General features: G+C 56.1%; 25 protein-coding genes and 2 tRNA genes. 8 read left to right on the top strand and 19 right to left on the bottom strand.

Annotated features, from left to right (window positions below):
* Nucleotides 1–84: 84 nt before the first annotated feature.
* The 13 genes from AAC621_RS12155 to AAC621_RS12095 all read right to left on the bottom strand — a co-directional run bounded on the left by AAC621_RS12155 (nucleotide 85) and on the right by AAC621_RS12095 (nucleotide 9,752).
* Nucleotides 85–1,233: a DUF6538 domain-containing protein gene (locus AAC621_RS12155; RefSeq protein WP_340256159.1), complete on the bottom strand. Its 1,149-nt coding sequence runs from the start codon at nucleotides 1,231–1,233 to the stop codon at nucleotides 85–87.
* Between the two features lie 84 nt (nucleotides 1,234–1,317).
* Nucleotides 1,318–1,394 (bottom strand) — tRNA-Arg (locus AAC621_RS12150).
* Nucleotides 1,395–1,450: 56 nt separating this feature from the next.
* Nucleotides 1,451–2,671, bottom strand: coding sequence for a cysteine desulfurase (locus tag AAC621_RS12145; RefSeq protein WP_340256156.1), 1,221 nt, complete (start codon nucleotides 2,669–2,671; stop codon nucleotides 1,451–1,453).
* 9 nt (nucleotides 2,672–2,680) lie between these two features.
* Entirely contained in the window at nucleotides 2,681–3,277 is a 597-nt protein-coding gene (locus tag AAC621_RS12140; protein ID WP_340256153.1) for a Yip1 family protein, read from the bottom strand.
* 4 nt (nucleotides 3,278–3,281) lie between these two features.
* Entirely contained in the window at nucleotides 3,282–3,788 is a 507-nt protein-coding gene (locus AAC621_RS12135) for a YIP1 family protein (protein WP_340256150.1), read from the bottom strand.
* Between the two features lie 15 nt (nucleotides 3,789–3,803).
* Complete coding sequence (locus AAC621_RS12130; protein ID WP_340256147.1) at nucleotides 3,804–5,102, bottom strand: SufB/SufD family protein; 1,299 nt, start codon at nucleotides 5,100–5,102, stop codon at nucleotides 3,804–3,806.
* Nucleotides 5,102–5,857, bottom strand: coding sequence for a Fe-S cluster assembly ATPase SufC (gene sufC, locus AAC621_RS12125; protein ID WP_340256144.1), 756 nt, complete (start codon nucleotides 5,855–5,857; stop codon nucleotides 5,102–5,104). The genes AAC621_RS12130 and sufC overlap by 1 nt, the downstream gene beginning before the upstream one ends.
* Nucleotides 5,858–5,890: 33 nt before the next feature.
* Complete coding sequence (locus tag AAC621_RS12120; RefSeq protein WP_340256141.1) at nucleotides 5,891–6,202, bottom strand: heavy metal-binding domain-containing protein; 312 nt, start codon at nucleotides 6,200–6,202, stop codon at nucleotides 5,891–5,893.
* A gap of 5 nt (nucleotides 6,203–6,207) precedes the next feature.
* Nucleotides 6,208–6,402 carry a hypothetical protein gene (locus tag AAC621_RS12115; RefSeq protein WP_340256138.1) on the bottom strand — a complete coding sequence of 65 codons (195 nt, stop codon included), beginning with the start codon at nucleotides 6,400–6,402 and terminating at the stop codon, nucleotides 6,208–6,210.
* Nucleotides 6,403–6,406: 4 nt separating this feature from the next.
* Nucleotides 6,407–6,601, bottom strand: a complete 195-nt coding sequence (locus AAC621_RS12110) for a hypothetical protein (RefSeq protein ID WP_340256135.1) — start codon at nucleotides 6,599–6,601, stop codon at nucleotides 6,407–6,409.
* Nucleotides 6,601–8,118, bottom strand: coding sequence for a Fe-S cluster assembly protein SufB (gene sufB, locus AAC621_RS12105; RefSeq protein WP_340256132.1), 1,518 nt, complete (start codon nucleotides 8,116–8,118; stop codon nucleotides 6,601–6,603). Before sufB ends, AAC621_RS12110 begins: the two co-directional genes overlap by 1 nt.
* Before the next feature lie 120 nt (nucleotides 8,119–8,238).
* On the bottom strand, nucleotides 8,239–9,291 hold the full coding sequence (locus AAC621_RS12100; protein ID WP_340256129.1) for a cysteine desulfurase family protein: 1,053 nt from the start codon (nucleotides 9,289–9,291) through the stop codon (nucleotides 8,239–8,241).
* Nucleotides 9,291–9,752, bottom strand: coding sequence for an Rrf2 family transcriptional regulator (locus AAC621_RS12095; protein ID WP_340256538.1), 462 nt, complete (start codon nucleotides 9,750–9,752; stop codon nucleotides 9,291–9,293). Before AAC621_RS12095 ends, AAC621_RS12100 begins: the two co-directional genes overlap by 1 nt.
* Nucleotides 9,753–10,007: 255 nt before the next feature.
* Here AAC621_RS12095 and AAC621_RS12090 point away from each other — a divergent pair, with 255 nt between their 5' ends.
* Nucleotides 10,008–10,667, top strand: a complete 660-nt coding sequence (locus tag AAC621_RS12090; protein WP_317654925.1) for an alpha/beta hydrolase — start codon at nucleotides 10,008–10,010, stop codon at nucleotides 10,665–10,667.
* Between the two features lie 104 nt (nucleotides 10,668–10,771).
* Nucleotides 10,772–11,140, top strand: a complete 369-nt coding sequence (locus AAC621_RS12085; protein ID WP_340256126.1) for a DUF6976 family protein — start codon at nucleotides 10,772–10,774, stop codon at nucleotides 11,138–11,140.
* Nucleotides 11,141–11,164: 24 nt separating this feature from the next.
* Here AAC621_RS12085 and AAC621_RS12080 read toward each other — a convergent pair whose 3' ends face one another.
* Entirely contained in the window at nucleotides 11,165–12,280 is a 1,116-nt protein-coding gene (locus tag AAC621_RS12080) for a Ppx/GppA phosphatase family protein (RefSeq protein WP_340256535.1), read from the bottom strand.
* Between the two features lie 367 nt (nucleotides 12,281–12,647).
* Between AAC621_RS12080 and AAC621_RS12075 the strand changes: the two genes are divergently transcribed.
* The 5 genes from AAC621_RS12075 to AAC621_RS12055 all read left to right on the top strand — a co-directional run bounded on the left by AAC621_RS12075 (nucleotide 12,648) and on the right by AAC621_RS12055 (nucleotide 17,297).
* A complete protein-coding gene (locus AAC621_RS12075) occupies nucleotides 12,648–12,950 on the top strand; it encodes a virulence factor (protein ID WP_317654931.1) in 303 nt (100 codons plus the stop codon).
* Between the two features lie 29 nt (nucleotides 12,951–12,979).
* Nucleotides 12,980–13,909: a methylenetetrahydrofolate reductase gene (locus AAC621_RS12070; protein ID WP_340256532.1), complete on the top strand. Its 930-nt coding sequence runs from the start codon at nucleotides 12,980–12,982 to the stop codon at nucleotides 13,907–13,909.
* 6 nt (nucleotides 13,910–13,915) lie between these two features.
* Nucleotides 13,916–14,992: a methyltetrahydrofolate cobalamin methyltransferase gene (locus AAC621_RS12065; RefSeq protein ID WP_340256121.1), complete on the top strand. Its 1,077-nt coding sequence runs from the start codon at nucleotides 13,916–13,918 to the stop codon at nucleotides 14,990–14,992.
* 101 nt (nucleotides 14,993–15,093) lie between these two features.
* Nucleotides 15,094–17,157, top strand: coding sequence for an ASKHA domain-containing protein (locus tag AAC621_RS12060; protein ID WP_340256118.1), 2,064 nt, complete (start codon nucleotides 15,094–15,096; stop codon nucleotides 17,155–17,157).
* A 66-nt stretch (nucleotides 17,158–17,223) separates the two neighbouring features.
* Nucleotides 17,224–17,297, top strand: a tRNA-Gly gene (locus tag AAC621_RS12055).
* A 15-nt stretch (nucleotides 17,298–17,312) separates the two neighbouring features.
* Here AAC621_RS12055 and bhcD read toward each other — a convergent pair.
* Genes bhcD through bhcA form a run of 4 tightly spaced genes read right to left on the bottom strand, consistent with a single transcriptional unit; the run spans nucleotide 17,313 to nucleotide 21,627 of the window.
* On the bottom strand, nucleotides 17,313–18,272 hold the full coding sequence (gene bhcD / locus AAC621_RS12050; protein ID WP_340256115.1) for an iminosuccinate reductase BhcD: 960 nt from the start codon (nucleotides 18,270–18,272) through the stop codon (nucleotides 17,313–17,315).
* Nucleotides 18,273–18,284: 12 nt separating this feature from the next.
* Nucleotides 18,285–19,448 carry a 3-hydroxy-D-aspartate aldolase BhcC gene (gene bhcC, locus AAC621_RS12045; protein ID WP_340256112.1) on the bottom strand — a complete coding sequence of 388 codons (1,164 nt, stop codon included), beginning with the start codon at nucleotides 19,446–19,448 and terminating at the stop codon, nucleotides 18,285–18,287.
* Between the two features lie 4 nt (nucleotides 19,449–19,452).
* Nucleotides 19,453–20,424 carry a beta-hydroxyaspartate dehydratase BhcB gene (gene bhcB / locus AAC621_RS12040; RefSeq protein ID WP_340256109.1) on the bottom strand — a complete coding sequence of 324 codons (972 nt, stop codon included), beginning with the start codon at nucleotides 20,422–20,424 and terminating at the stop codon, nucleotides 19,453–19,455.
* 12 nt (nucleotides 20,425–20,436) lie between these two features.
* A complete protein-coding gene (gene bhcA, locus AAC621_RS12035) occupies nucleotides 20,437–21,627 on the bottom strand; it encodes an L-aspartate--glyoxylate aminotransferase BhcA (protein WP_340256106.1) in 1,191 nt (396 codons plus the stop codon).
* A gap of 168 nt (nucleotides 21,628–21,795) precedes the next feature.
* Here bhcA and bhcR point away from each other — a divergent pair, with 168 nt between their 5' ends.
* Nucleotides 21,796–22,611 carry an HTH-type transcriptional regulator BhcR gene (gene bhcR / locus AAC621_RS12030; protein WP_340256103.1) on the top strand — a complete coding sequence of 272 codons (816 nt, stop codon included), beginning with the start codon at nucleotides 21,796–21,798 and terminating at the stop codon, nucleotides 22,609–22,611.
* A 6-nt stretch (nucleotides 22,612–22,617) separates the two neighbouring features.
* Here bhcR and AAC621_RS12025 read toward each other — a convergent pair whose 3' ends face one another.
* Nucleotides 22,618–23,844 (bottom strand): urate hydroxylase PuuD, encoded by a 1,227-nt coding sequence (locus AAC621_RS12025; RefSeq protein ID WP_340256100.1) that lies wholly within the window; start codon nucleotides 23,842–23,844, stop codon nucleotides 22,618–22,620.
* Between the last annotated feature and the right edge of the window lie 79 nt (nucleotides 23,845–23,923).

Here is a 23,923-nt window from a genome sequence, read left to right as displayed (position 1 = left end):
CGAGTTCATTAGTGCGCACCAAATATGTTTCTATGGAAATCACCACCAACACTAAATTGCCAAGTTTTGGCTGACAACATTTCTTCAGCGCACAATCTTCTCCATCCACTTCGCCTTTACGCTGAGGTCATAGCCTTTTCCATAGCGTTGGCCTATGCCTTCAGTTGTCCAGCCGCCTATGGCATCAACTATGTCGGAGGGGCATTCAACCGCTCTGAGACGATCTCTGAGGCTGTGACGGAAGGAGTGGATCACACATCCCTCTGGTAGCCTTGGCTTAAGCCACTTGTTGAGGGCTGCACTGGCAGAGTTGGCGTTGCACTTCTCCGTATTGCAGTATTTAGGGAAGGCAAACTCTGTCCCCTGAGCCTTGATCTGCTCTGCTGCCCAAAGGGATGCTCCAACTAACGGTATCTCTCTGGTGCTTGAGGAAGTCTTAAGCCTTCGCCATGGATGCTCTTTAAGGTTGATATGAGGGATATCCGTATCCAGAACAATATCTGAAGAGAGTAGGCCACAGGCTTCAGAAAGCCTCATGCCCGTATCACTGATTAGAGCTATTAACCATCTCGGTTCATCATTAAGGCTTCTGCATTCATTCTGGATCTGTCTGATGACATCAACGGGAACAGGCAGTCTCTCTTTCCTTTTATTATCTTCAGGAATGAAAGTTCCGTTGAACACATTGGTTATAGCAAGCCCATGCTCTTTAATGGCTAAGTTCATTATGGCTCTGACAGATGAGAAGACGCGTTTAACTGAGGAGGAAGACATCCCTCGATCAAAGAGGAAGTCCCTAAACCGCCCTGCGTCTGCTGGTTCAAGACTAGTGATATTATCATGGCCAATGCACTCGACCAGATAACGAATGCTTCTCTCTGAGATTTCAAAGAACAGTTTAGTCTTACCTGTCCCTTTGAGCCGTTGATATAAGCCTAAAGCGTCATACATACTCATCTCAGTGTAATTAGGGTTGCTAGCTTTATCAGAAACAACACTAATCCCCATCTCACGGGAATAGATCATCTCCATCCTAATGCTATCCCAGTATCGTTCCAGTCGATCGGAGAGTGCCGCTGCAGACTTAGCCGCCTTTGCTTCAGACTTTGTTCGAAGCGAGACTTCAATCTTTTTCTTATTAAACCGATGACGGAGATCCGAAGGCACCGCCCTCGAGAAGTAAAACGTATCGTTTCTTTTATAAAAGTATACCGGAGACCTTACCCACACCATAGAACACCAAACTCCTGTTCTCAAACATTAATCGTTTGGAAACAGTCACTTGGTACTCGGTCCTTGGACCTTGAAACTGGGAAATGGCGCACCCGAGAGGATTCGAACCTCTGGCCTCTGCCTTCGGAGGGCAGCGCTCTATCCAGCTGAGCTACGGGTGCCTGAGCCCGCTTTTAGCGGCGCGGGCGCGGTTTCGCAATCATCAATCCATATGACCTTAGGCGAAAAGATTGTGGCACAGTTCCAAGGCTTCGACCAAGGCATCTACTTCGGCACGGGTGTTATACATTGCAAAGGACGCGCGGCAGGTGGCCGTCACCCCCATATGGTCCATCAAAGGCTGGGCACAATGATGGCCTGCGCGCACGGCCACACCTTTTTTATCGAGCACAGTGGAAATATCGTGGGCATGCGCAGCCCCATCTATGGTGAAGGAAAAGATCGCGCCTTTATGCGCAGAATTGCCCTGAACATTCAGCCAATTCAGCCCCGCAAGGCGGGTGCGCGCATATTGGGTCAGATCGGCCTCATGGGCGGCAATCGCCTCCATACCCACGGCGCTCATGTAATCAAGGGCAACGCCAAGACCGATTTGCTGAACAATGCCCGGTGTCCCTGCCTCGAATTTCATAGGGGGGTCATTCCATGTGATCTCATCACGATGCACTTCGCGGATCATGTCCCCCCCGCCCAAGAAGGGCTGCATCTCAGCCATGCGCGCCGATTTGATATAGATCGCACCTGATCCTGACGGGCCATAGAGTTTGTGCCCTGTGATTGCATAAAAATCCGCGCCAAGCGCATCAAGGTTCAGTGGCATATGCACAGCCGCCTGCGACCCATCCACCAACACGGGGATATCGCGGGCATGGGCGGCATCAATCACAGTTTTGACGTCAAATACAGTGCCAAGCACATTAGACATATGCGACATCGCAATCAGCCGCGTGCGCGGGGTGATCGCGTCAATCATCGCTTGCGGATCCAAATCCCCGCTCACATCTGTCTCGACCCAGACCAATTTCACGCCAAGACGTTCCCGCAGAAAATGCCACGGCACGATATTGGCGTGATGTTCGGCAATGGTCAGGATGATCTCATCCCCCGCTTGCAGGCGCGGCGCGGCCCAACCATAGGAAACAAGATTGATCCCTTCGGTGGCCCCCGAGGTGAAGACAATCTCGCGCTCGTCCCCCACGCCTAGGAAGCGCGCAATCTTGCCGCGCACCCCCTCATAGGCCTCGGTCGCGACCATAGAGAGATGATGCAGCCCACGATGCACATTGGCATATTCCGCCTCATAGGCATGGGTCATCGCATCGATCACCGCGCACGGCTTTTGCGCACTCGCCCCATTGTCGAGATAGACCAGTGGCTTTCCGTTCACCTCACGGGAGAGGATCGGGAAATCAGCGCGGATTTTATCAACATCAAACATGGAAACCCTTTACGGCATCATTGGGACAAGGCCGAAACTTGTCACGACTAGCGAAAGAAGAAAGACAAAGGCGATGAAAAACATGATAATCGCCCAAAAGGTTTTCCAAACGGACGAAAACCCATGCAAAACAGTGACAAACTGCGCCATGAGCCAAAAGAATAGTGGGATAGAGGCAAGACTGACAATATCGGCAAGAACCGACAAACCGATGGCAATGGCCGCGATTTGAAAGGCCTGCACGACCAGAAACACGGCCTGCAACCAGGCCATCAATGCAAGCGCGCCGTCAAAATCGCCCTTGCCCCCAAAGCGCGCGCCAATCACCGCGATGCCAAGGGACACCAAAACAAGGAAAACCGCCTGAACAATCCCCATCACGACAGGCATCGGCACGCCTGCGCCCGCCTCCGGCATCGGCACCATCAACAACACCGCACTTGCCAACAGGGTTGATAGGGTAATGACCAAGGCCAAGCCCAACCACAAAACATTGCGCGGCAGATTAAGGGCCAGAACCGCCTGCGCCGCCTCTTGCGGGGCACGGATCGTGTCGCGCGTGTGACGCCACAGACCCGATAGGGTGAGAATCTCTGATAGGTTCACGCGCCTAAACCCCTTCTGTTACGGCCTCTGGTGCGCGTTCTGCCTCAATCAGGCACGCGAGCCAAATCACCAAAAAGCCAAGCAATGTCACCAAACCCGTGGCATCGGATGCAGGCCCCTGTCCGATGAACCCTGCCACAAGCCCGTTCAACAAAAATAGCGGTGCCGTCACCAAAAGCGACCAAAACAGCGCCAGCCGTGCAGAATAAAACGTGCCGCGCCCGCGAAACAATTTCGCCAACAGATGCGAAATCCCTGCAAAAACATAGAGCATCAAGGGCATCACCATCATCATTGCGAAAAATGTGATGGCAAGGCGCGCCTGCAGTGGCACCGATGGATCCAAAAACGCCTCACGGCTGAGTTTGGGCCATTGCCCCACAAACATCAGAAAACACGCGATCATGACAAAGGCAATCGCCCGATCCTCGCGGCGGCCATGGTTCAGCATAGACCGCAGCACCTGTCGCGGGCGACGCCAAGAGGCGACAATATCGCGGCTGACTGACATTGCAGACCCTACCCTTTAGCCGCGCCGCCGTGCCAACCACAGCTCCAGCTGGGCCAGTATATCTGACCGCAGCGTCTCATCTTCGATCTCGTCAATCGCCTCGGCCAGAAAGGCCAGAACCAAAAGATCGGTGGCTGTTGAGTGATCCACCCCGCGCGAGCGCAGATAGAACAACGCCTCTTCATCAATCGCGCCAGTGGTCGAGCCGTGGCTGCATTTCACATCATCGGCGTAAATCTCAAGCTCGGGCTTAGCCAAGAACGTGCTGTCATCATCCAAAAGCAGGGCTTGGCTGATTTGATAGCCATCGGTCTTTTGCGCACCGGGCGTCACAAGGATTTTCCCCTGAAACACGCCAGAGGCCCCGTTGCGCAACACCTTTTTGAACACCTGACGGCTTTCGCAATCCTCACCCCGATGGGTCACAAAGACCGTGTCGTCATGATAGAACTCGGCCCGCTTGCCATCGCCAAGTGCCGCACCCGCCACATGGGCAACTGCATTATCCCCAACGATATCAATCACATGCTCGTTGCGGGTCAGAACGCCGTTGCAGGTGAGGGTAAAGCTTTTGTAATGCGCCGCCTCGGCCACGCGCACAAAGCTATGGGTCACGGCGCGGCGGGCGTGATCGCGCCCCTGTGCGCGGATGTGATGAAAGCGTGCGGTCGGAGCCAGATCAACCTCAGTACATTTATTGAACCGCGCCGCGGCAGGGCCCTGTTCAAGCAAGGTCATCTCTGCGCCTTCCTCAACGCGGATCACATGGTGCAGCACGGCATCGGAGGTTTCAGACTGATGCAGATAGATGAGGCTGACGGGCTTGGACAGCCGCCCTGTTGCACGGATCACAATGCCATCCGTGGCAAAGGCCGTGTTCAGCGCGGCCAAGGGGCGTGCAACGGGGTCTTGGCCATGGGTTTCGAGATGACCATAAAGCTCCATCGCCCAGTGGATGTCGGTTTTCAAAACATCCGTCAGGCGCGAGATTTCCAGCCCCTCAAGGTTGAGATCATCTGATTGAGCCGCATCAAAAACACCATCCACAAAGACAATCTTGAGGCGGTCAATGTCCTCAAAGACGCGGCGATCTTGGCCCGGATCAAACAGCGCCGCTGCCGGCGCATCGGCCACGGTCAACTCGGCGGGGTTTGTGTATTTCCAATATTCATCCCGCGCGGTCGGCAAACCCATGGCGCGCAGCCGTGTGAGGGCTGCGTGGCGCGCCTCATTGGCCCAATTGGCCCCGTGCGGCAACTCAAGCGCCGCAATCCGCGCCTCGGTCAAATCAATGCGTGCCTGCGCCAAAGCCATTACGCAACCTCCGCCAACAGATCCGCGTAGCCGTTTTTCTCTACTTCCAAGGCCAATTCTGGCCCGCCCGTTTTGATGATACGGCCATCCGACATGATATGCACAACATCAGGTTTGATATGGTCAAGCAAGCGTTGATAGTGAGTGATCACAAGGAACCCGCGCCCCGCATCCCGCAGCGCGTTTACGCCATCGGAGACCAGTTTCATCGCATCCACATCAAGGCCACTATCGGTTTCGTCCAAGATGCACATCTTGGGCTCTAGCATTGCCATTTGCAGGATTTCATTGCGCTTCTTCTCACCGCCCGAGAAGCCCACATTGACGGGACGCTTGAGCATTTCTGCGTCAATCTTGAGGGTCTTGGCCTTTTCGCGCACCAGTTTCAGAAACTCTGCCGCGCTCACCTCATCCTCGCCGCGCAGTTTACGCTGCGCATTCAGTGCTGTGCGCAGGAAGGTCATATTGCCAACACCGGGGATCTCAACGGGATATTGGAATGCCAAGAACAGGCCTGCGGCGGCGCGCTCTTCGGGTTCCATCTCAAGGATGTCTTCGCCCAGCAAAGTGGCAGAACCATCCGTGACGCTATACCCATCGCGCCCCGACAGCACATAGGACAAGGTCGATTTGCCCGAGCCATTTGGCCCCATGATCGCATGAACCTTGCCCGCCTCTACGGTCAGATCGACACCTTTGAGGATTTGCTTTCCTTCTTCCTCAAGTTCGACATGTAAGTTCCTGATCTCAAGCATTATCTTCTCCTTCAAGGGCGCGGGCCCTTTCCCTTATTCCACTGTGACAGCCGTGCCTGAGGCACTGACCATCAGCATATTGTTGATAACTTCGTAATCCAGATCGACACCGACCACTGCATTTGCGCCCTGCTCGCGCGCGCGATCTTGCATTTCCGCCAGCGCGGTTTCGCGCGCACGGGCCATCTCGCCCTCATAGGCCCCTGAGCGCCCGCCGATAATATCGGTGATGCTTGCGAAAATATCGCGAAACACATTTGCGCCCAAAATCGCCTCACCCACCACGATACCGCGATAGTCCGTGATTTTTTGACCTTCGATAGATTGTGTTGTTGTAACGATCATCCGCCTCACCCCATAATGCCGCGCAGCACGGCCATTGCAACCCAAGCCGCCATGCCCACCAGAACCGAGGTCAAAAAGACCGATCCGCGCACCAATCCACCGCGCTTGCCTTGGCGAGCCCGCACGGACAGGCCGATCAGCGCCCCAAGAAAGGTGCCAACACCGATGCCCGCGGTTTGATGCAACAGCTCTGGCAACATGGGCTTATTTCCGCATGATCATTTTTGCCGACACATGGCTGATAATGGTAGCCGCCACGGCGGCGAAGGCCGCCAGACCTGGCCCACCTGGATGCCAGATGGAATAGGTCAAGGCCATCATCACAACCACACCAATGGCAACCAACAGCGCATAACGCGGGCGTGGTTCCCCTGCTGAGAGCCAATATTTCCAGTTCATCAGCCGACACTCCCCTCAAGACTGATTGCAACCAATTGCTGCGCTTCCATGGCAAATTCCATCGGCAGCGCCTGTAACACCTCGCGGCAGAAGCCGTTGACCACCAAGGCCACCGCTTCTTCCTCATCCATCCCGCGGGAGCGGCAATAGAACAGCTGATCATCATCCACTTTCGAAGTGGTGGCCTCATGCTCAACCCGCGAGGAGTTATTCTTGACCTCAATATAAGGCACAGTATGCGCACCGCATTTATCGCCAATCAGCAAACTGTCGCATTGGGTGTAATTGCGGCTGTTTTTTGCCTTTGGATGCATCGAGACCTGACCGCGATAAGTATTTTGCGCGCGCCCTGCGCTGATACCTTTGGAGACAATCCGCGATTTGGTGTTCTTGCCCAAATGGATCATCTTGGTGCCTGTATCGGCCTGCTGCGCATTATTGGCGATAGCGATGGAGTAGAATTCCCCCTGACTGTCATCACCGCGCAGGATGCAGGACGGGTATTTCCACGTAATGGCCGACCCTGTTTCCACTTGGGTCCACATCACTTTAGAGCGATCCCCACGACAATCGGCGCGTTTGGTCACGAAATTGTAGATCCCACCCTTGCCGTTTTCATCGCCCGGATACCAGTTTTGCACTGTGGAATATTTGATCTCAGCATCATCATGGGCGACCAATTCAACAACTGCGGCGTGCAATTGGTGGGTGTCGCGCATTGGCGCGGTGCAGCCCTCAAGGTAGGACACATAGGCGTCTTTATCCGCAATGATCAATGTGCGCTCAAATTGGCCCGTGTTTTCCGCATTGATGCGGAAATAGGTGGACAATTCCATAGGGCAGCGCACGCCTGGCGGCACATAAACGAAGGAGCCATCCGAAAACACGGCAGAGTTCAAAGTGGCAAAGAAATTATCCGAAATAGGCACAACCGAGCCGAGATATTTCTTCACCAAATCTGGGTACTTTTGAATCGCCTCGGAGATGGAGCAGAAGATGACCCCTGCCTTTTCCAATTCATCCTTGAATGTCGTGCCGACCGAGACACTGTCAAACACCGCATCAACCGCCACTTTGCGCGGTGCGGCCTCGGCATCTGCGCCCTCAACCCCTGCGAGCAACATTTGCTCCTTCAGGGGAATACCCAGTTTCTCATAAGTCGCCAAAAGCTTTGGGTCGACCTCGTCCAAACTTTTGGGCTTTTCGGTCATGCTTTTGGGTTTGGCGTAGTAATGTTGATCTTGGTAATCAATCGCCGTGTAATTCAGCATGGCCCAATCAGGTTCAGCCATCTGCTTCCAGCGTTTGAACGCCTGCAGACGCCAATCAAGCATCCATTTGGGCTCGTTATTCTTTTCCGAGATGAGGCGCACAATGTCCTCGTTCAGGCCCTTTGGGGCGAACTCCATCTCAATATCGGTTTCCCAACCGTATTTATACGCGCCACCCATTGCCTTGACGGTTTCAACGGTTTCGCGATCGACACCTTCGCGGATATCGCTGTCGAGTGCGGTCATGGGATCAACTCCTGTTTCTTCCTGATGGGTGCGTATAGACCACCCACCCCCTCGTGCATCTATTCGATCGCAAGGGGTGCGGCGCGGCGGCCCTGCCGCATCTTATAATGATGCGGCCCCCTAGCGGTTTAACCCTGACCGCGCCTTGCGCCTGTCATAGGCATCGGCCCAAGCCTCCGCGAAGGCCATTACATCGGCCTCCTGCGTTTGTGGCCCAAGAGAGACACGGATCGCGCATCCTGCCATCTCTGGCGTCAGCCCCATCGCCTGCAAAACGGCGCTGGATTTGACCTTGCCACTGGAACACGCAGAGCCTGCGGAAATCGCAAATCCTGCCAGATCCATTGCCATCACTTGGCTTTCCCCTTTCCACCCCTCCGTGACCATCAGGCTGGTATTTGGTAGCCGCGCGACATCTTTCCCGACAAAAATAGTATCTTTGGCGCGATGTTCCAGTGTCTTTTCTAGAATATTTCTAAGTTTTTCCAGCTTTTTCGACAGGCCATTTTCAATATCTTGTATGGCGGCCTGCGCAGCACCACCAAATCCTGCAATGCCAATTAAATTCTCGGTTCCAGAACGGCGCCCCATTTCTTGACCGCCGCCACGAATTTGCACCGCCACATCAAGGCCACGCCGCAAGATCAGCGCGCCGATTCCCTTTGGCCCGCCAATTTTATGCGCCGAGATAAACGCCATATCGACCCCCGACCAATCAAAGGCAAGCGGCAGCTTGCCAAAGCCTTGCGTCCAATCAGATACGGCCAAACCTTCGGGCAGGGATTGGATGATCCCCGTTTCGGAATTCGCAAGTTGCAGGGTCGCGTCTGCGGGATCTGTTACATGTACCTGACCTTGCGCATCGACCTCTAACTCCTCACGGATCCACGCGCGCACAGCGTCATGTTCAATCGCGGCTCCTTTAAGATTGCGCCTAGATAGGGCCAATGCGGCGGCCTCGGTCGCGCCAGACACAAACACGATATCGGCGGCCTCTGCGCCGATGGCACTGGCAATTTGACTGCGCGCACGTTCCATCAACGCCTTGGCCGCACGCCCCTCTTGATGAACTGAGGACGGGTTACCCACCACATCCATTGCAGCGATCATCGCCGCGCGCGCCTCGGGCCGAAGCGGCATTGTGGCGTTGTGATCCAGATAAACGCGCGCCATCAGGCCCCATCCACCACTGTAAACAGGGTCGGAACCGCAGGGCATGGCGTTAGATCATTGCGGATCACATCCGAAAGCCGTGTTTGATGCAGATAGACATAGACATGGGCGCTGAGGCTTTCCCAAAGACGATTGGTCATGCTTTGCGCGCGACTGCCCGACATGCCGCCAGAGGCGCCCGCCCCTTTATGCAGCGCTGAAACCGTTTCCTCGACCGCCGAGAAAATATCGACCACGCGAATTTCTGCGGGCGCTTTGGCCAGCTTATACCCCCCGCCAGGCCCGCGCACAGACACCACCAAACCCTCGCGGCGCAATTTTACAAACAGCTGCTCAAGATAGGGCAAAGAAATATCCTGCCGCTTGGCAATATCCGCGAGAGAGGTCAACGCGCCCTCCTCTTGCAAGGCAAGATCGGCCATAGCCACCATCGCATATCGGCCTTTTGTACTGAGCTTCATCTTGCCCCCCGAATTGTGCCATTTTGGCAGCCCTGTTTCGCAGAAACTTTGCCGCGCGCCCTTATTCAGACCAAGCCCGTGATTGACCTTTTGATCCGTCACGCTTAACTGCAATGCGTGGTGCAAACCGCAGGCACACGCGCGCCCCGCGTTTAGGGGCAAAACCGCAGCATCGCGGTGATACAGGTTCTAGGTAGGGCGATAGCGCAGGTCAAGCATGACGCGCATTCGCCAGAAAGCGACAAGGGGAACGACATGCCCGAGGTGATATTCCAAGGCCCAGAAGGGCGGCTTGAAGGCCGTTATCATCCACAAAAGGCAAAGGATGCCCCGATTGCCATCGTCCTGCATCCGCATCCGCAATTTGGCGGCACGATGAACAACCGTGTGGTCTATAATCTGCATTACGCCTTCTACAACATGGGCTTCACCGTTCTGCGCTTTAACTTCCGCGGTGTCGGACGCAGTCAGGGCGAATATGACCAAGGTCAGGGCGAATTGTCTGATGCGGCATCGGCCTTGGATTATCTGCAAACGATGAACCCCAACTCGAAACATTGTTGGGTTGCGGGGTTTTCTTTTGGCGCATGGATTGGGATGCAGCTGCTGATGCGGCGCCCTGAGATCACGGGCTTTATCTCGGTCGCACCGCCAGCGAATATGTATGATTTCAGCTTCCTTGCACCCTGCCCCGCGTCAGGTTTGATCGTGAACGGCACCGCCGACCGCGTGGCCAAACCCCAAGACACCCGTATTTTGGTCGATAAGCTGCACGAGCAGAAAGGCATCACCATCACCCACGAGGAGATGGAGGGGGCGGGTCACTTCTTTGAAGATGAAGAGACGCAGATGAACCCCATGATCGACATGGTTAAGGCCTATGTGAAGCGGCGCCTGACGGAAAACACGCGGTAATCCACGATGAGCACCCGTCTTGCCGAAGAAATCGCAGATGCCTTGACCCAAGAGGCCCTGCGTGTCGCGAAAGAAACGGGGCCAAGCAGAATCTGGCACGTTATTTGACAGCGCAAAATTGGGATACACGCTTGCCGCTCATCGCCAATTACGGCGGCGCGCATCTCAATGTGTCGATCAAATCGGTTGATGCTGATAAAGGCATTGTCAGCTTCTATGCCCCTGTGCAGGAGGGCGTGGTCTATCGCCCCGCCGCAACCCTTCCCGATGACTATGCCCAAGCCTTTGCCACATCGCTCAGCGATAAGGTCACGGGCGCTGATTACCGTTGTAATTGCATTTTGAACTATCTCTACGGCGAGATGGAGGGCAAATCAGTGTCAAGATTCACAGGCCCAATTACCTTTGGGGAAATTGCCTATATGCTGCTGAACCAAACCCTTGTTCGGCTTGAACTGCAAAAGGCCGCGTAACGGCTTTTTCAAGGCGGGCGGCTGTTACAGAAGCCCGTCTTCCATCACCCCATCGCGGCACATCTGCGCATAGAGCAAGCCCTCGCGCAGGCCACGATCTGCTACAGATAACCGATCCGTTGGCCATGCGCGCAACAGCGCCTGCAAAATCGCAGAGCCCGACATAATCAGACTGTGCCGATCCCGCCCGATCCGCGGGTCATTGCGCCGCCCCTCTGGCCCCAAGGCGAGATAGGTTTGGATCACAGTGTCAATCTGATCCGATGTCATTCGCAGACCATCGACCTTGTTGCGGTCATAGCGCTTGAGGCCCAAATGACTGGCCGCAACGGTTGTGACAGTGCCAGAAGTGCCGATGATCTGGAACCCTTCGCGCGCTTGATCTGCCGCATCGACATAGGGTGAGAATTTGGCAAGCTGTTCTTCGAAATACCATGACATCAGCGCAAACCGCGCCCCGTCATCTTCGACATCGTGATAAAGGTCTTTCAGCGTTGCCACGCCCAAAGGCACAGAAATCCAATCCACGACTTTCGCGCGGGGAAAAATGGTTTCCTCATGCCCAAACCCTTGATGCAGGCGCATGATCGCGCGGGCGCGTTCCGAGGACGCAACCCGAGACAGGTCGATCCAAACCAATTCGGTTGATCCCCCCCCGATATCGACCACCAAAAGCTGTTCGGTTTTCGCTGACACCAATGGCGCGCAGGAGATCACCGCCAGTTGCGCCTCTTCTTCGGGCTTGATGATCTCCATCTGCAAGCCCGTTTCGCGCTTCACAAGGTTGAGGAACTCGCCCCGATTGGTGGCACGGCGGCAGGCCTCGGTGGCTACGATACGCATACGGCGCACTTGGTGTTGGGCCAGTTTGCGCTGACAGATTTTCAGCGCCCCAATCGCCCGCGCCATTGAGGCGCGCGACAAGCGCCCCGAGGCCTCTAGCCCCTGCCCCAGTTGCACCGATTTCGAGAAACTATCAACGATATGCAGATGCGTGCCTTTCGGCTGTGCAATCAACATTCGGCAGGAATTCGTGCCCAAATCAAGGGCGGCGTAAAGATCGGCCGGGTCTGCTTTTTCGATCTGTGCCGGGGCGGCAGGTTTGGGTTTGCTATAGAATCTGCGCTGCCCCTGCCCCATATTCGGATCAAGGCCGCTTGGATCAGAAATATGCGCCACAGGCGCAGGGTTTACCCCGCCCTCTTTTGCGTCTTTCGGTCGGTTTGGGCTGCGCCGTTTGCGGGCCATTTCTGCCCCTCCTTCGTGGGCATGGTAGCGCCCCCATGAAAAAGCGACAACTGCTTTCGCGTGGCATTCGGGGGCAGTTGGACGCTTTGGCACATGATCATCATGAAAATTTTGGGATGTTCGGCCACTCGCAATGTGCGTGTGCGCGGGCTATGTGCCTCATACAAGGTCGGTTGCGCCGATTTTAGTGTCGAAATTAGTCCCATTGCGCGGGAGTTGCGCCCATATGGTGCGCCTTACGAGAAAGGAATCGCATCCAATGCCATCTGTGACCATCGTTTACTGGCGCGACATCCCTGCCCAAGTGATTGTGGGCAAAGGCCGCGCTGCAGCCAAATTGCCCCTGCCCGAACGGTTCGAGCAGGCAATTGACCGCTGCGCGATGAAGGTTGGGGCAAAAGATGACGAAGCCTATCTCGCCGAGTGGCGCCGCGTGGTAGAGGCCGAGGTCGAAGGTGACCCATCCGACATCGCGCGCGTCTATGCAGATCGTTTGGATGCCGACTATGACACCGACCGCCTCAAGCGTTTGATCGCGGGCGATGGGGTTGAGGCAGCCTGATGAGCCTTGAGCGCGTGAGGGATCAGATTATGGCCTTGTTAAACTTTAAAAAACCAAGCGCGCCAGTCGCGCCCCATTCCCCTCAGGTTGAGGCCTTTCTTCAAGGCTATTCGATTGAGGTGATGCCGCGCACCGCCGAAAAGGTGGAAGATTTCCGCGCCCTTTTGCCCAAGGGCACCCGCGTCTATATCGCCCATATTGATGGCACCGAGATTGATGACATGGTCGCAACCGCAGCGCGCCTTGCCCGTGACGGGTTCGAGGTGATGCCGCATTTCCCCGCCCGCTCGATCAAAGACAAGGCCACGCTTGGCGATTGGATCGCGCGCTATCAAGGCGAGGCGGGTGTCACCTCTGGCCTCATCTTGGCGGGCGGCATCCCACAGGCGCATGGTGAATTTGAAAGCTCGATGCAGCTGTTGGAAACGGGGCTGTTTGATCAGGCAGGGTTCAAACGCTTGCATGTGGCAGGCCACCCCGAAGGCAACCGCGACATCGACCCAGATGGCAGCGATGCCAATGTGATGAAGGCTTTGCGTTGGAAACAGGCCTTTAGCGCGCGCACAGATGCAAAAATGGCCCTTGCCACGCAGTTCTGCTTTGAAGCCAAGCCCGTGATTGCATGGGTGAATGCCTTGCAGGCCGCGGGGATTGAGCTGCCCGTCCATATCGGTATCGCAGGCCCCGCCAAGCTGCAAACCTTGATCAAATTCGCCATTGCCTGCGGCGTTGGCCCATCTCTGTCGGTTTTGCAAAAACGCGCGAAGGATGTCTCGAAACTTCTTTTGCCCTTTGAGCCTGACGAGATCATTACAGAACTCGCCGCGCATAAGGCCGCAAATTCTGATTTCGGAATTGAATCCGTCCATTTCTTCCCGCTTGGCGGGATCAAGACAAATGCCCAATGGGCCATCGACCATGGCGGCGCATCCACGCGTCCAGCCGTTGAAGGAGTATAAGCCAGCATGACCCGCACCATCATTGAATCCCAAACCAAAACCACCGTGATCGGTTTTGACGAACCGTTTTGCGTGATTGGCGAACGGATCAACCCCACAGGGCGCAAAATCTTGAACGAGGAGCTAGAACGCGGTGACTTCTCACGCGTGCAAGCGGATGCCATTGCACAGGTGGCGGCGGGTGCGACCGTGTTGGACATCAACTCTGGCGCTGTGTTCTCGAACAAAATGGCCGAAGACCCCCGCTATGCCGACAATAACTTTGTTGAGCCTACCTTGATGAAGGCCTTGGTCGAATGCGTGCAGGAAGTGACCGATTGCCCCTTGTGCATCGACAGCTCGGTTCCGGGTGCGTTGGAAAATGGTCTGGCTGCTGCCAAGGGTCGCCCGCTTTTGAACTCGGTCACAGGCGAAGAAGAACGCCTTGAGATGGTTTTGCCCTTGGTCAAGAAATACAATGTGCCCGTTGTTGCGATTTCAAACGATGACACAGGCATTTCCGAAGACCCCGAAGTGCGCTTTGCCGTTGCCAAGAAGATTGTAGAACGCGCGGCTGATTATGGCATTCCCGCCCATGATATCGTGGTTGACCCATTGGTCATGCCCATTGGCGCAATGGCCACAGCGGGCCATCAGGTCTTTACCCTTGTGCGCCGCTTGCGCGAGGAATTGGGCGTGAACACCACCTGCGGCGCATCCAATATCAGCTTTGGCTTGCCCAACCGCCACGGCGTGAATAATGCGTTTTTGCCCATGGCCTATGCAGCGGGCATGACCAGTGCGATCATGAACCCAGTCGCCCTGCCCGTTGGCCCCAAGGCGATTGCCGAAAAGAAAGCCGCGATTGAAGCTGCAGGAATTATCCTGCCCGCAGATCTGGACGATGAAACCTTCGTCAAATTGTTTGGCATGGGCTCGACCAAGCCGCGCGCGGGCAAGGAGATGGAGGCGATCCGCGCTGCCAACCTGCTGCTTAACCAAGATGACGGCGGGGCTGCTTGGATCAATTTCAACAAAGATCCAGATGCCGCCGTGCAAGGGGGCCGCGCCAACCGCCGCGCAGGGGGTCGCCGCCGCGGCTAAGGCACCATTTTTTGAAAATCGCGGGCCAGAGCATATTTAACCTTATGCTCTGGCTTTTCCGCCAATAAAAGCAATGAAAGACCAAAACAGGATCCTTCCCGATGGGCAGCGCAAGCACAGATAACAAAGACCCTTTGGTGATTTTTACCCCTTCTGGCAAACGCGGTCGCTTTGCCAAAGGCACGCCCGTGCTGCAGGCGGCGCGCGCGCTTGGGGTGGATTTGGATAGTGTCTGTGGCGGGCGCGGCATCTGTTCAAAATGCCAGATCACCCCCAGTTTTGGTGAATTTGCCAAACATGGCGTCACAGTGCGCGACGATGCCCTTTCCGAATGGAACGAGGTTGAAGCCCGCTATGACCGCGTGAAAGGTCTGATTTCAGGCCGCCGTTTGGGCTGTCAGGCCAAGGTATTGGGCGATGTTGTGATTGATGTGCCTGAAACTAGTCAGGTGCACCGTCAGGTCGTGCGAAAAGAGGCCTCAACCAAGCCTATTACCATGGACCCTGCCACGCGGATTGTCATGGTCGAGGTGACCGAGCCTGATATGCATGAACCCTCGGGCGATTTTGAACGTTTGAAAGATGCCCTCGCACAACAATGGGATGTGCATCAGGTCAGCGCCACCCTGCCCGTTTTGGCTAAGCTGCAAACCGTTTTGCGCAAAGGCAAATGGCAAATTTCAGTTGCCCTCTTTCAACCCGATGAGGGCGGCGTGGCGCAAATTCTTGAGATTTGGCCAAATCTTCATGAGGGCGGAATTTACGGCCTTGCGATTGATCTTGGCTCGACCACAATCGCGGCGCATCTGTGCGATTTGATCACGGGCGCGGTGATGGGCTCTGCGGGGATCATGAACCCACAAATCCGTTTTGGTGAGGATCTGATGAGCCGCGTCTCCTATGCCATGATGCGAGAAGGCGGTGCCACTGAGATGACCCGCACGGTGCGCGAGGCCATTAACACATTAGCGGGGCAAATTGCCGAGGATGCGGGCATTGACCCCAAGCTGATCTTGGAAACCGTATTCGTCTGCAACCCTGTGATGCACCATTTGCTCTTGGGGATTGATCCTGTGGAATTGGGCCAAGCGCCCTTTGCGCTGGCAACCTCGGATGCCTTGCGTCTCAGTGCGCCTGACTTGGGGCTGTCTACATTGAACCCACAAGCGCAGATTTACCTGCTGCCCTGTATCGCGGGCCATGTGGGGGCCGATGCCGCCGCCGTGGCCCTATCTGAGGCCCCAGAACAATCTGAGGATTTGGTGCTGATCGTGGATGTCGGAACCAATGCTGAAATCCTGCTTGGGAATAAGACCAAGGTTCTCGCCTGCTCCTCGCCCACGGGGCCTGCCTTTGAGGGGGCGCAAATCTCGTCAGGGCAACGGGCCGCGCCTGGTGCGATTGAGCATATCGAAATCGACCCCGCCACCAAAGAACCGCGGTTCCGCGTCATTAGCTGTGATCTGTGGTCTGACGAGGCAGGGTTTGCCGAGGCCACTGCGCAGACAGGCATCACGGGCATTTGCGGCTCTGGCATAATCGAGGCTGTGGCGGAAATGCGCGCCGCGGGCCTGTTGGACGGGTCAGGTCTGATTGGCAGTGCCGAGCAGACAGGAACCCCGCGGTCTATCCCCACAGGGCGCACCCATGAATATCTGATCTTTGACGGCACCGCCACGGGCGGGCCACGCATCACGGTCACGCAAGGCGATATTCGCGCCATTCAATTGGCGAAATCCGCGCTTTATGCAGGCGCGCGTTTGTTGATGGATCAGATGGATGTAGACGCGGTCGACCGCGTGGTTTTGGCGGGGGCCTTCGGCGCACATATCAGCCCAAAACACGCTATGATTTTGGGAATGATCCCCGATGCCCCGCTTGAGAAAGTCACAAGCGCAGGCAATGCCGCAGGCCATGGCGCGCGCATTGCGCTGTGCAACCGTGCAGCGCGCAAGCGCATTGAGGGGGGCGTGCGCGCCATCCAAAAAGTTGAAACCGCGATTGAGCCAAGGTTTCAGGAACATTTCGTGGCCGCAAACGCGATCCCGCATAAAACCGCCTCCATGCCCAATCTGGCCACTGTGGTCAGCCTGCCCGATGTGAATTTTGGCGCCTCTGGCGGTGGGGGCAATGATGACGGGCGGCGGCGCAGACGGCGGGGCTGACCGAAAAAAGGCAGAGGTTGACGAAACCCCTGCCTTATCGTATCGACTGGCGCATCAAGGCCATGCGCGGGTATGGTGAAATGGTATCACACGAGCTTCCCAAGCTCTTGGCGCGGGTTCGATTCCCGCTACCCGCTCCAGCCTTATGTCTTTCCCTAAAACACGACCTCTGCCCCAAGACCCTGCTCGCGGGCACGGCTGAGGGCAGTTTGGGCTACGGCCAAATCCTGAAGCCCGACACCCGTGCCATCGAAAATTGTGATCTGATCGGGCGAGACACGGCCCTTGGCCGCCCCTGTGACCACCGCCCCCAAGGGGGTGATATCCTGGCGCCCAATCAAGCCTTGCGCCACGGCGTGTTGCGCCTCGCCGATGGTGACAGATTGTGCCACCTCATCGGTAAAGACCGCAGCGCGCGCAAAGAGTGCAGGATCAATCTCCTGCTTGCCGATTGTATCGGTTCCCATCGCAGAGATGTGGCAGCCCGCACTAACATGATCCGCAAGCAGGCTTGCGGCATTGGATGAGGTGATGGTGATGATCACATCGGCCTCCTGCATCGCGGCCAGATCAACGGGGGTAAACTCAACCCCCGCTTCGGCACAGACCTCCGCCAAGCGGGAAAGGCGGTCAGGATTGCGGTTCCATCCCAAAACGCCGGTGAATTTGCGCACCCGCAAGGCCGCGCGCAATTGAAACGCCGACTGATGCCCCGCGCCCACCATGCCCAAGACTTGGGCATCGGGACGCGCCAATTCATCAATCGACAGGGCCGATGCGGCGGCTGTGCGTAAGGCCGTCAACAGGTTCCCCCCCACCATCGCGGTGGGGCGGCCTGTTTCAGGATCAAATAACAGCACGCAGGATTGATGATTGATCAAACCGCGCGCGGCATTTCCGGGGAAGTACCCGCCCGATTTCACCCCCATCACCGCGCCTGCGCGATCAAAGCCCGACTTGAACCCGTATTGACGCCCCTCGCCCAAGGCCTCGCGGATCACGGGGAAATTATAGGCATCCCCATCGGCCATCGCGGCGAAACACCCGCGCATCGCATCAAACGCATCTTCGGCACTGACAAGATCGGCAATCAAACGTTCTGGAATGATATACATCGTCCCGCCGCCTCAATAGGCCTTGCCGCGGGCCGAGATGGGCCAAACCACCTCAACCTGGCCGCCCCGCACGCCGACATACCAATCATGGACATTGCAGGTGGGGTCACAGTGGCCCGGCACAAGACGCAGCTTTTCATTGATGGCCAAAACACCTTTAGGGTCGGCCACCACGCCATGTTCATCGCTGCATTTGACATATTCGACATCATCGCGCCCATAAATCACGGGCAGGCCACTATCGACTGATTGCGCCTTGAGCCCTGCATCGACAATCGCCTTATCGGCCTTGGCATGGCTCATCACCGAGGTCAAGATGAACAGGGCATTTTCCCATTCGCCGCGGTCAATGCGGTTGCCGCTTGCATCTAGAATGCGGCCATAATCCGCATCCATAAAGGCGTAAGAGCCACATTGAAGCTCGTTATAGACGCCTGATGTGCTTTCGAAATAATAGCTGCCTGTGCCGCCACCGCCCACGATATCGCAGGTGATCCCTTCTGCGGCCAATGTATCAACCGCGTCCTTGACCATGGCCACGGCAACCGCAATTTTAGCTTTACGGTCTTCATAGTGATCAAGATGCTGCATTGCGCCCTGATAGGCCTGAATGCCCGCAAATTTCAGCCCCTCGGCCGCATCAATGGCGCGGGCCAAGGCCACAACCTCGGGGGTGGTGGTGACGCCACAGCGCCCTGCCCCGCAGTCAATCTCAACCAGACATTCGATGACCGTGCCATGACGCGTGGCAGCCGCAGAAAGATCGGCGATGTTGCTCAGATCATCGACACAGCAAATCGCACGCGCGCCCAAAAGCGGGATACGGGCCAAGCGATCAATTTTTTGCGGGTCGCGCACCTGATTGCTGACCAAGACATCCCGAATACCGCCGCGGGCAAAGACCTCGGCCTCGCTCACCTTTTGGCAACAGACACCACAGGCTCCGCCAAGGCTTTCTTGCAATTTGGCCACATCGATCGATTTATGCATCTTGCCATGCACGCGGTGACGCATGCCATGGGCGGCAGCATAATCGCCCATTTTCTTGATGTTGCGCTCAAGCGCATCGAGATCAAGGATCAAGCACGGGGTCTGGATATCCGCCTCCGCCATGCCAGGCAGCGCGGGAATGTCATAGCCAACTTCCAGATTTTCAAAACTTGTATGGGTGTTCATGCTCTTAGCCTTTCATCCATGGCAAACGGTCTAAATCGACATTGCCGCCTGTAATAATCACGCCAGTGCGCTTGCCCTCAAAGAGATGTTTGTTCTTCAAAATCACCGCCAAGGGCACAGCACAGCTTGGCTCGATCACAATTTTCATGCGCGCCCAAGTCAGTTTCATCGCATCCACGATTTCATCTTCGCTTGCGGTCAGAATATCGGTGACATGGGATTTCACAAAATGCCAAGTCATGTCTTTCAGCGGCACTTTCAATCCATCCGCGATGGTCTGGGGCGCGTCATCCGCGATGATATGGCCTGCCCGAAAACTGCGCGCGGCATCATCCGCTTGGTCTGGTTCGGCGGCATATATTTTGATTTCAGGGGCGATATTTGACAGCGTCAAACAGGTGCCAGAGATCATACCACCCCCGCCAATTGGGGCCACCACAGCGTCAAGATTGGGCACATCTTCGATCAGTTCGCGCGAACAGGTGGCTTGGCCTGCAATCACGCGCGGATCATTATAGGGATGCACAAAATTGCCGCCTGTTTTGGCCTGCACCTTGGCAAAGACCGCCTCGCGCGAGGTTGTCGAAGGTTCGCATTCCGTGATGATCCCGCCATAGCCCCGCACCGCATCTTTTTTGGCCTTCGGCGCGCTATGCGGCATCACCACATGGCACGGGATGCCCCGCCGCCCTGCAGCGTAGGACAAAGACAAGGCGTGATTGCCGCTCGAATGGGTGCAAACGCCGCGCGCGGCCTCTGCATCGGACAGGCCAAACACCGCATTACACGCACCGCGCACCTTGAAGGCGCCTGCCTTCTGAAAGTTCTCACATTTAAAGAACATCTCACCCCCGACCAACTCGTTCAAGAAGCGCGAGGTCAGAATGGGCGTGCGGTGGATATGGGGCGTGATCCGTGCGTAGGCATCAAGGCTGTCTTGATAACTTGGCACGGAAATTGGGCTAAGGTCGTTCATATTTTTACCCTTTCATTCAGCGGCTTGGCGAAGGGCGCTCTGATCCGCGCGGAAATAATCCTGCGCAGCGGCAACCCCCGAGCCAAGTGGAATGTCCCATCCCAGATCGGCCATGCACATTTCGGCAGTGGCCAGACCAGAAAGAACCATAACATCGGACAGCATCCCCAAATGGCCGATGCGAAACACCTTGCCTGCGACATCGCCCAGACCCACACCAAAGGCCACGCCGTATTTGGTAGCGGCAAGCTGCGCGAGTTCGGTGCCGCATTTCCCCGCAGGCACCACCACCGCCGTTACTGTGTCAGAGGCCGAGGCAGGATCGGTTGCACAAATCTGCAAACCCCATGCCGCAACAGCGCGGCGCACCCCTTCGGCCAGTCGATGATGGCGCGCATAAACAGCCTCTAACCCCTCACCCTCAAGAAGTGCGATAGAGTGAGACAGGCCCGCGATCAGACCAACAGAAGGGGTGTAGGGGTATCCCCCCGCCGCGTAGGATTTCAGCATATCGCGGAAATCAAAGAAGCAACGCCGCAAGGTGGCACTATCCATTGCCGCCAAGGCCTTGGGGCTGACGCCCAAAATCGCAAGACCTGCAGGCAGCATGAAGCCTTTCTGGCTACCTGCCACCGCAATATCGACCCCCCATGCGTCAAACTCAAACGGCATAGACGCAATGGACGACACGCCATCGACAAACAGCATCGCATCGTGACCTGCGGCATCAAGGGCCGCGCGTATCCCCGCAATATCGGAGCGCACCCCTGTCGCGGTTTCGTTATGGGTGGCAAGAACGACTTTGATCTTGCCCTGAACATCCGCACGCAATGCCGCCTCAATCTGCGCAATCGGGGCCGCCTGCCCCCATGGCACATCAATGATCTGGACTTTTAGACCGTGGCGTTGGCACATATCAATCCAGCGATGGCTGAACATGCCAAACCGCGCGGCAAGGACAGTGTCACCCGCACTCAATGTATTGGTGATGGCCGCCTCCCACCCGCCTGTGCCTGTCGAGGGCAGCAAGATCACTTCGCCCTCGGTCATCTTTAACACGCGGCGCACCCCCGCCACGGCAGGCTTGAACATCGCGCCAAAGGCGGGACTGCGGTGGTCAAGCGTGGGGATATCACAGGCTTTGCGAACGCTATCTGGGATATTGGTTGGCCCAGGAATGAAAACTGGATTTTGAAACGACATTTCGTGCGGCCCTCCCTTCAAAGGTTGGATGCAGATTAGCAGGGGGGCTTTACAGCTCGCAATTTTTTCGAAATAATTTTTTAATAGGTGAAAAAATACTTTTTCATCATAAAATTCAAAGCGTTGCAGTTTTTCAATTCTTTCTTTTCAGATGAAAGGGCCGCAAATATGACATTAACCACGCGTCAACGGGGCCGTCCGAAGGCCTTTCATGACAAGACCGAACAAAACACGGTGCAGGCCCTAGATCGCGCGCTGGCGGTGATGGAGGTGGTGGCACAAAAACCTGGTTTGCGGCTTTCTGAACTGGCCGAGGAAACAGGTCAGGCCACCGCAACGCTCTATCGTGCGCTGACCACATTGCAGACGCGCGGGATGGTCGAATGCGATGAGATGCAGCAGGTCTGGCATATCGGCGCAGGCGCCTTTCAAATCGGGTCTGCTTTTTTGCGCCGCACCAATGTTGTGGAACGATCCCGCGCAGGCATGACGCGGCTGATGCGCGAAACGGGCGAGACTGCAAATTTGGGTGTCGAAATGCAGTATGAGGTTTTATTCCTGACCCAAGTCGAAACCCACGAGGCGATCCGCGCCTTTTTTCCACCCGGAACCCGCGCGCCAATGCATGTCTCTGGAATTGGCAAGGCGCTATTGGCATGGCTTCCGCCCGCCCATGTGCAGTCAATCATCCTCAAACGGGGCTTGTCGGCCTTTACCCCGCATAGCCTAACAGTTGAGGCAGCCTTGCGCGCCGATCTTGATCAGGCCCGCGCGCGCGGATTTGCAATTGATGACCAAGAGCGCGCCGAGGGAATGCGTTGCATTGCAGCCCCGATCTTCAATGTGCATGGCGAACCTGTGGCGGGCATCTCAATCTCTGGCCCCGCATTTCGACTGTCCCTGACCCGTTCAATGGATTTTGGCGGCATGGTGCGCGAAGCGGCCGATCAGGTCACCGCCGCCATTGGGGGGCGCTGCCCCTAAAGCGCCCTAGCGCGCGGCTTGCACCCATGCCACGATGGCGTGGCGCGCCTCCTCATCCATTGCAAAGGCATTTGGGGGCGGCATCGCATGGGAAACGCCCGCCTGTGTATAAATCTGGCGGGCATGACGGGCCACATCCGCCTCGGTTTCGAGATAGACATTTTTCGGCGCCCAACGGATACCATCCCATGCGGGTTGGCGGGCATGGCACATCGAGCAATTGCCGATCACGGCATAATAGGCTTCTTCAAACCCGTCTGCCGCGACCATCTCGGCCTCATAGGGCGTCAAGTCGCGGCTTGCGGCGGCCTCGTAGGTTTCCGCCATGCGCGGGATTGATAGCCAAGCGATGACAATCATCAGCAAGACCGTAACCGCCCATGTCCAATGCGGCCCCTTGCCTGTGGCGTGCATCGTATTGAAATAATGGCGAATGGTCACACCCGTCAGGAAGATCAAGCTTGCAATGATCCACGAATATTCGGTCGCAAAGGCGAGCGGATAATGATTGGACAGCATCAGAAAAATAACTGGCAGCGTGAGGTAATTGTTATGGGTCGAGCGCAGCTTGGCGATCTTGCCATATTTCGCATCAGGCGTGCGCCCCGCCTTGAGATCTGCCACCACAATACGTTGGTTTGGCATGATCTGGAAAAACACATTCCCCGTCATAATGGTCGCGGTAAAGGCCCCCAAATGCAGCAGCGCCGCCCGCCCCGTAAAGACCTGATGATACCCCCAAGACATCACCACAAGGATTACAAACAGGATCAACATCAAAGTCGTGGGGTTCTCACCCAAAGGCGATTTGCACAATTGGTCATACAGAACCCACCCCAAGGCCAGCGAGCCGCCCGAGATCAAAATCCCCTGCCACAGCGCCAGATTGGCCTTTGTCGGGTCAAGCAAGAACAACTCGCCCCCGACCCAATAGACAATCATCAACAAAGCTGCACCTGAGACCCAAGTCATATAGCTTTGCCATTTGTGCCAGATCAGATGCTCAGGCATGTTTTCAGGGGCGACCAGATATTTCTGAATGTGGTAAAAGCCGCCGCCATGCACCTGCCATTCTTCGCCATAGGCCCCTTTGGGCATATTCGGCACAGGCCGCAGCCCCAAATCCAAGGCAATGAAAAACAAGGATGCGCCAATCCACGCCATTGCCGTGATGACATGCAGCCACCTGACGGAAAACGCGATCCAATCCCAAATGATGGCCAGATCATACATACCGGCATCTCCCTGTTGTTACTTGTATTTCCTGCATACTAGGCGGCTGAGGTTTATTCTGCTATTACGAGCAAACGCC

The organism is Roseobacter sp. HKCC-CH-9208 (assembly GCF_037805125.1).
Lineage (GTDB): Bacteria > Pseudomonadota > Alphaproteobacteria > Rhodobacterales > Rhodobacteraceae > M30B80.
The sequence above is the reverse complement of the archived record's forward strand: the minus strand, read 5'-3'. Positions and strand labels throughout refer to the sequence as shown.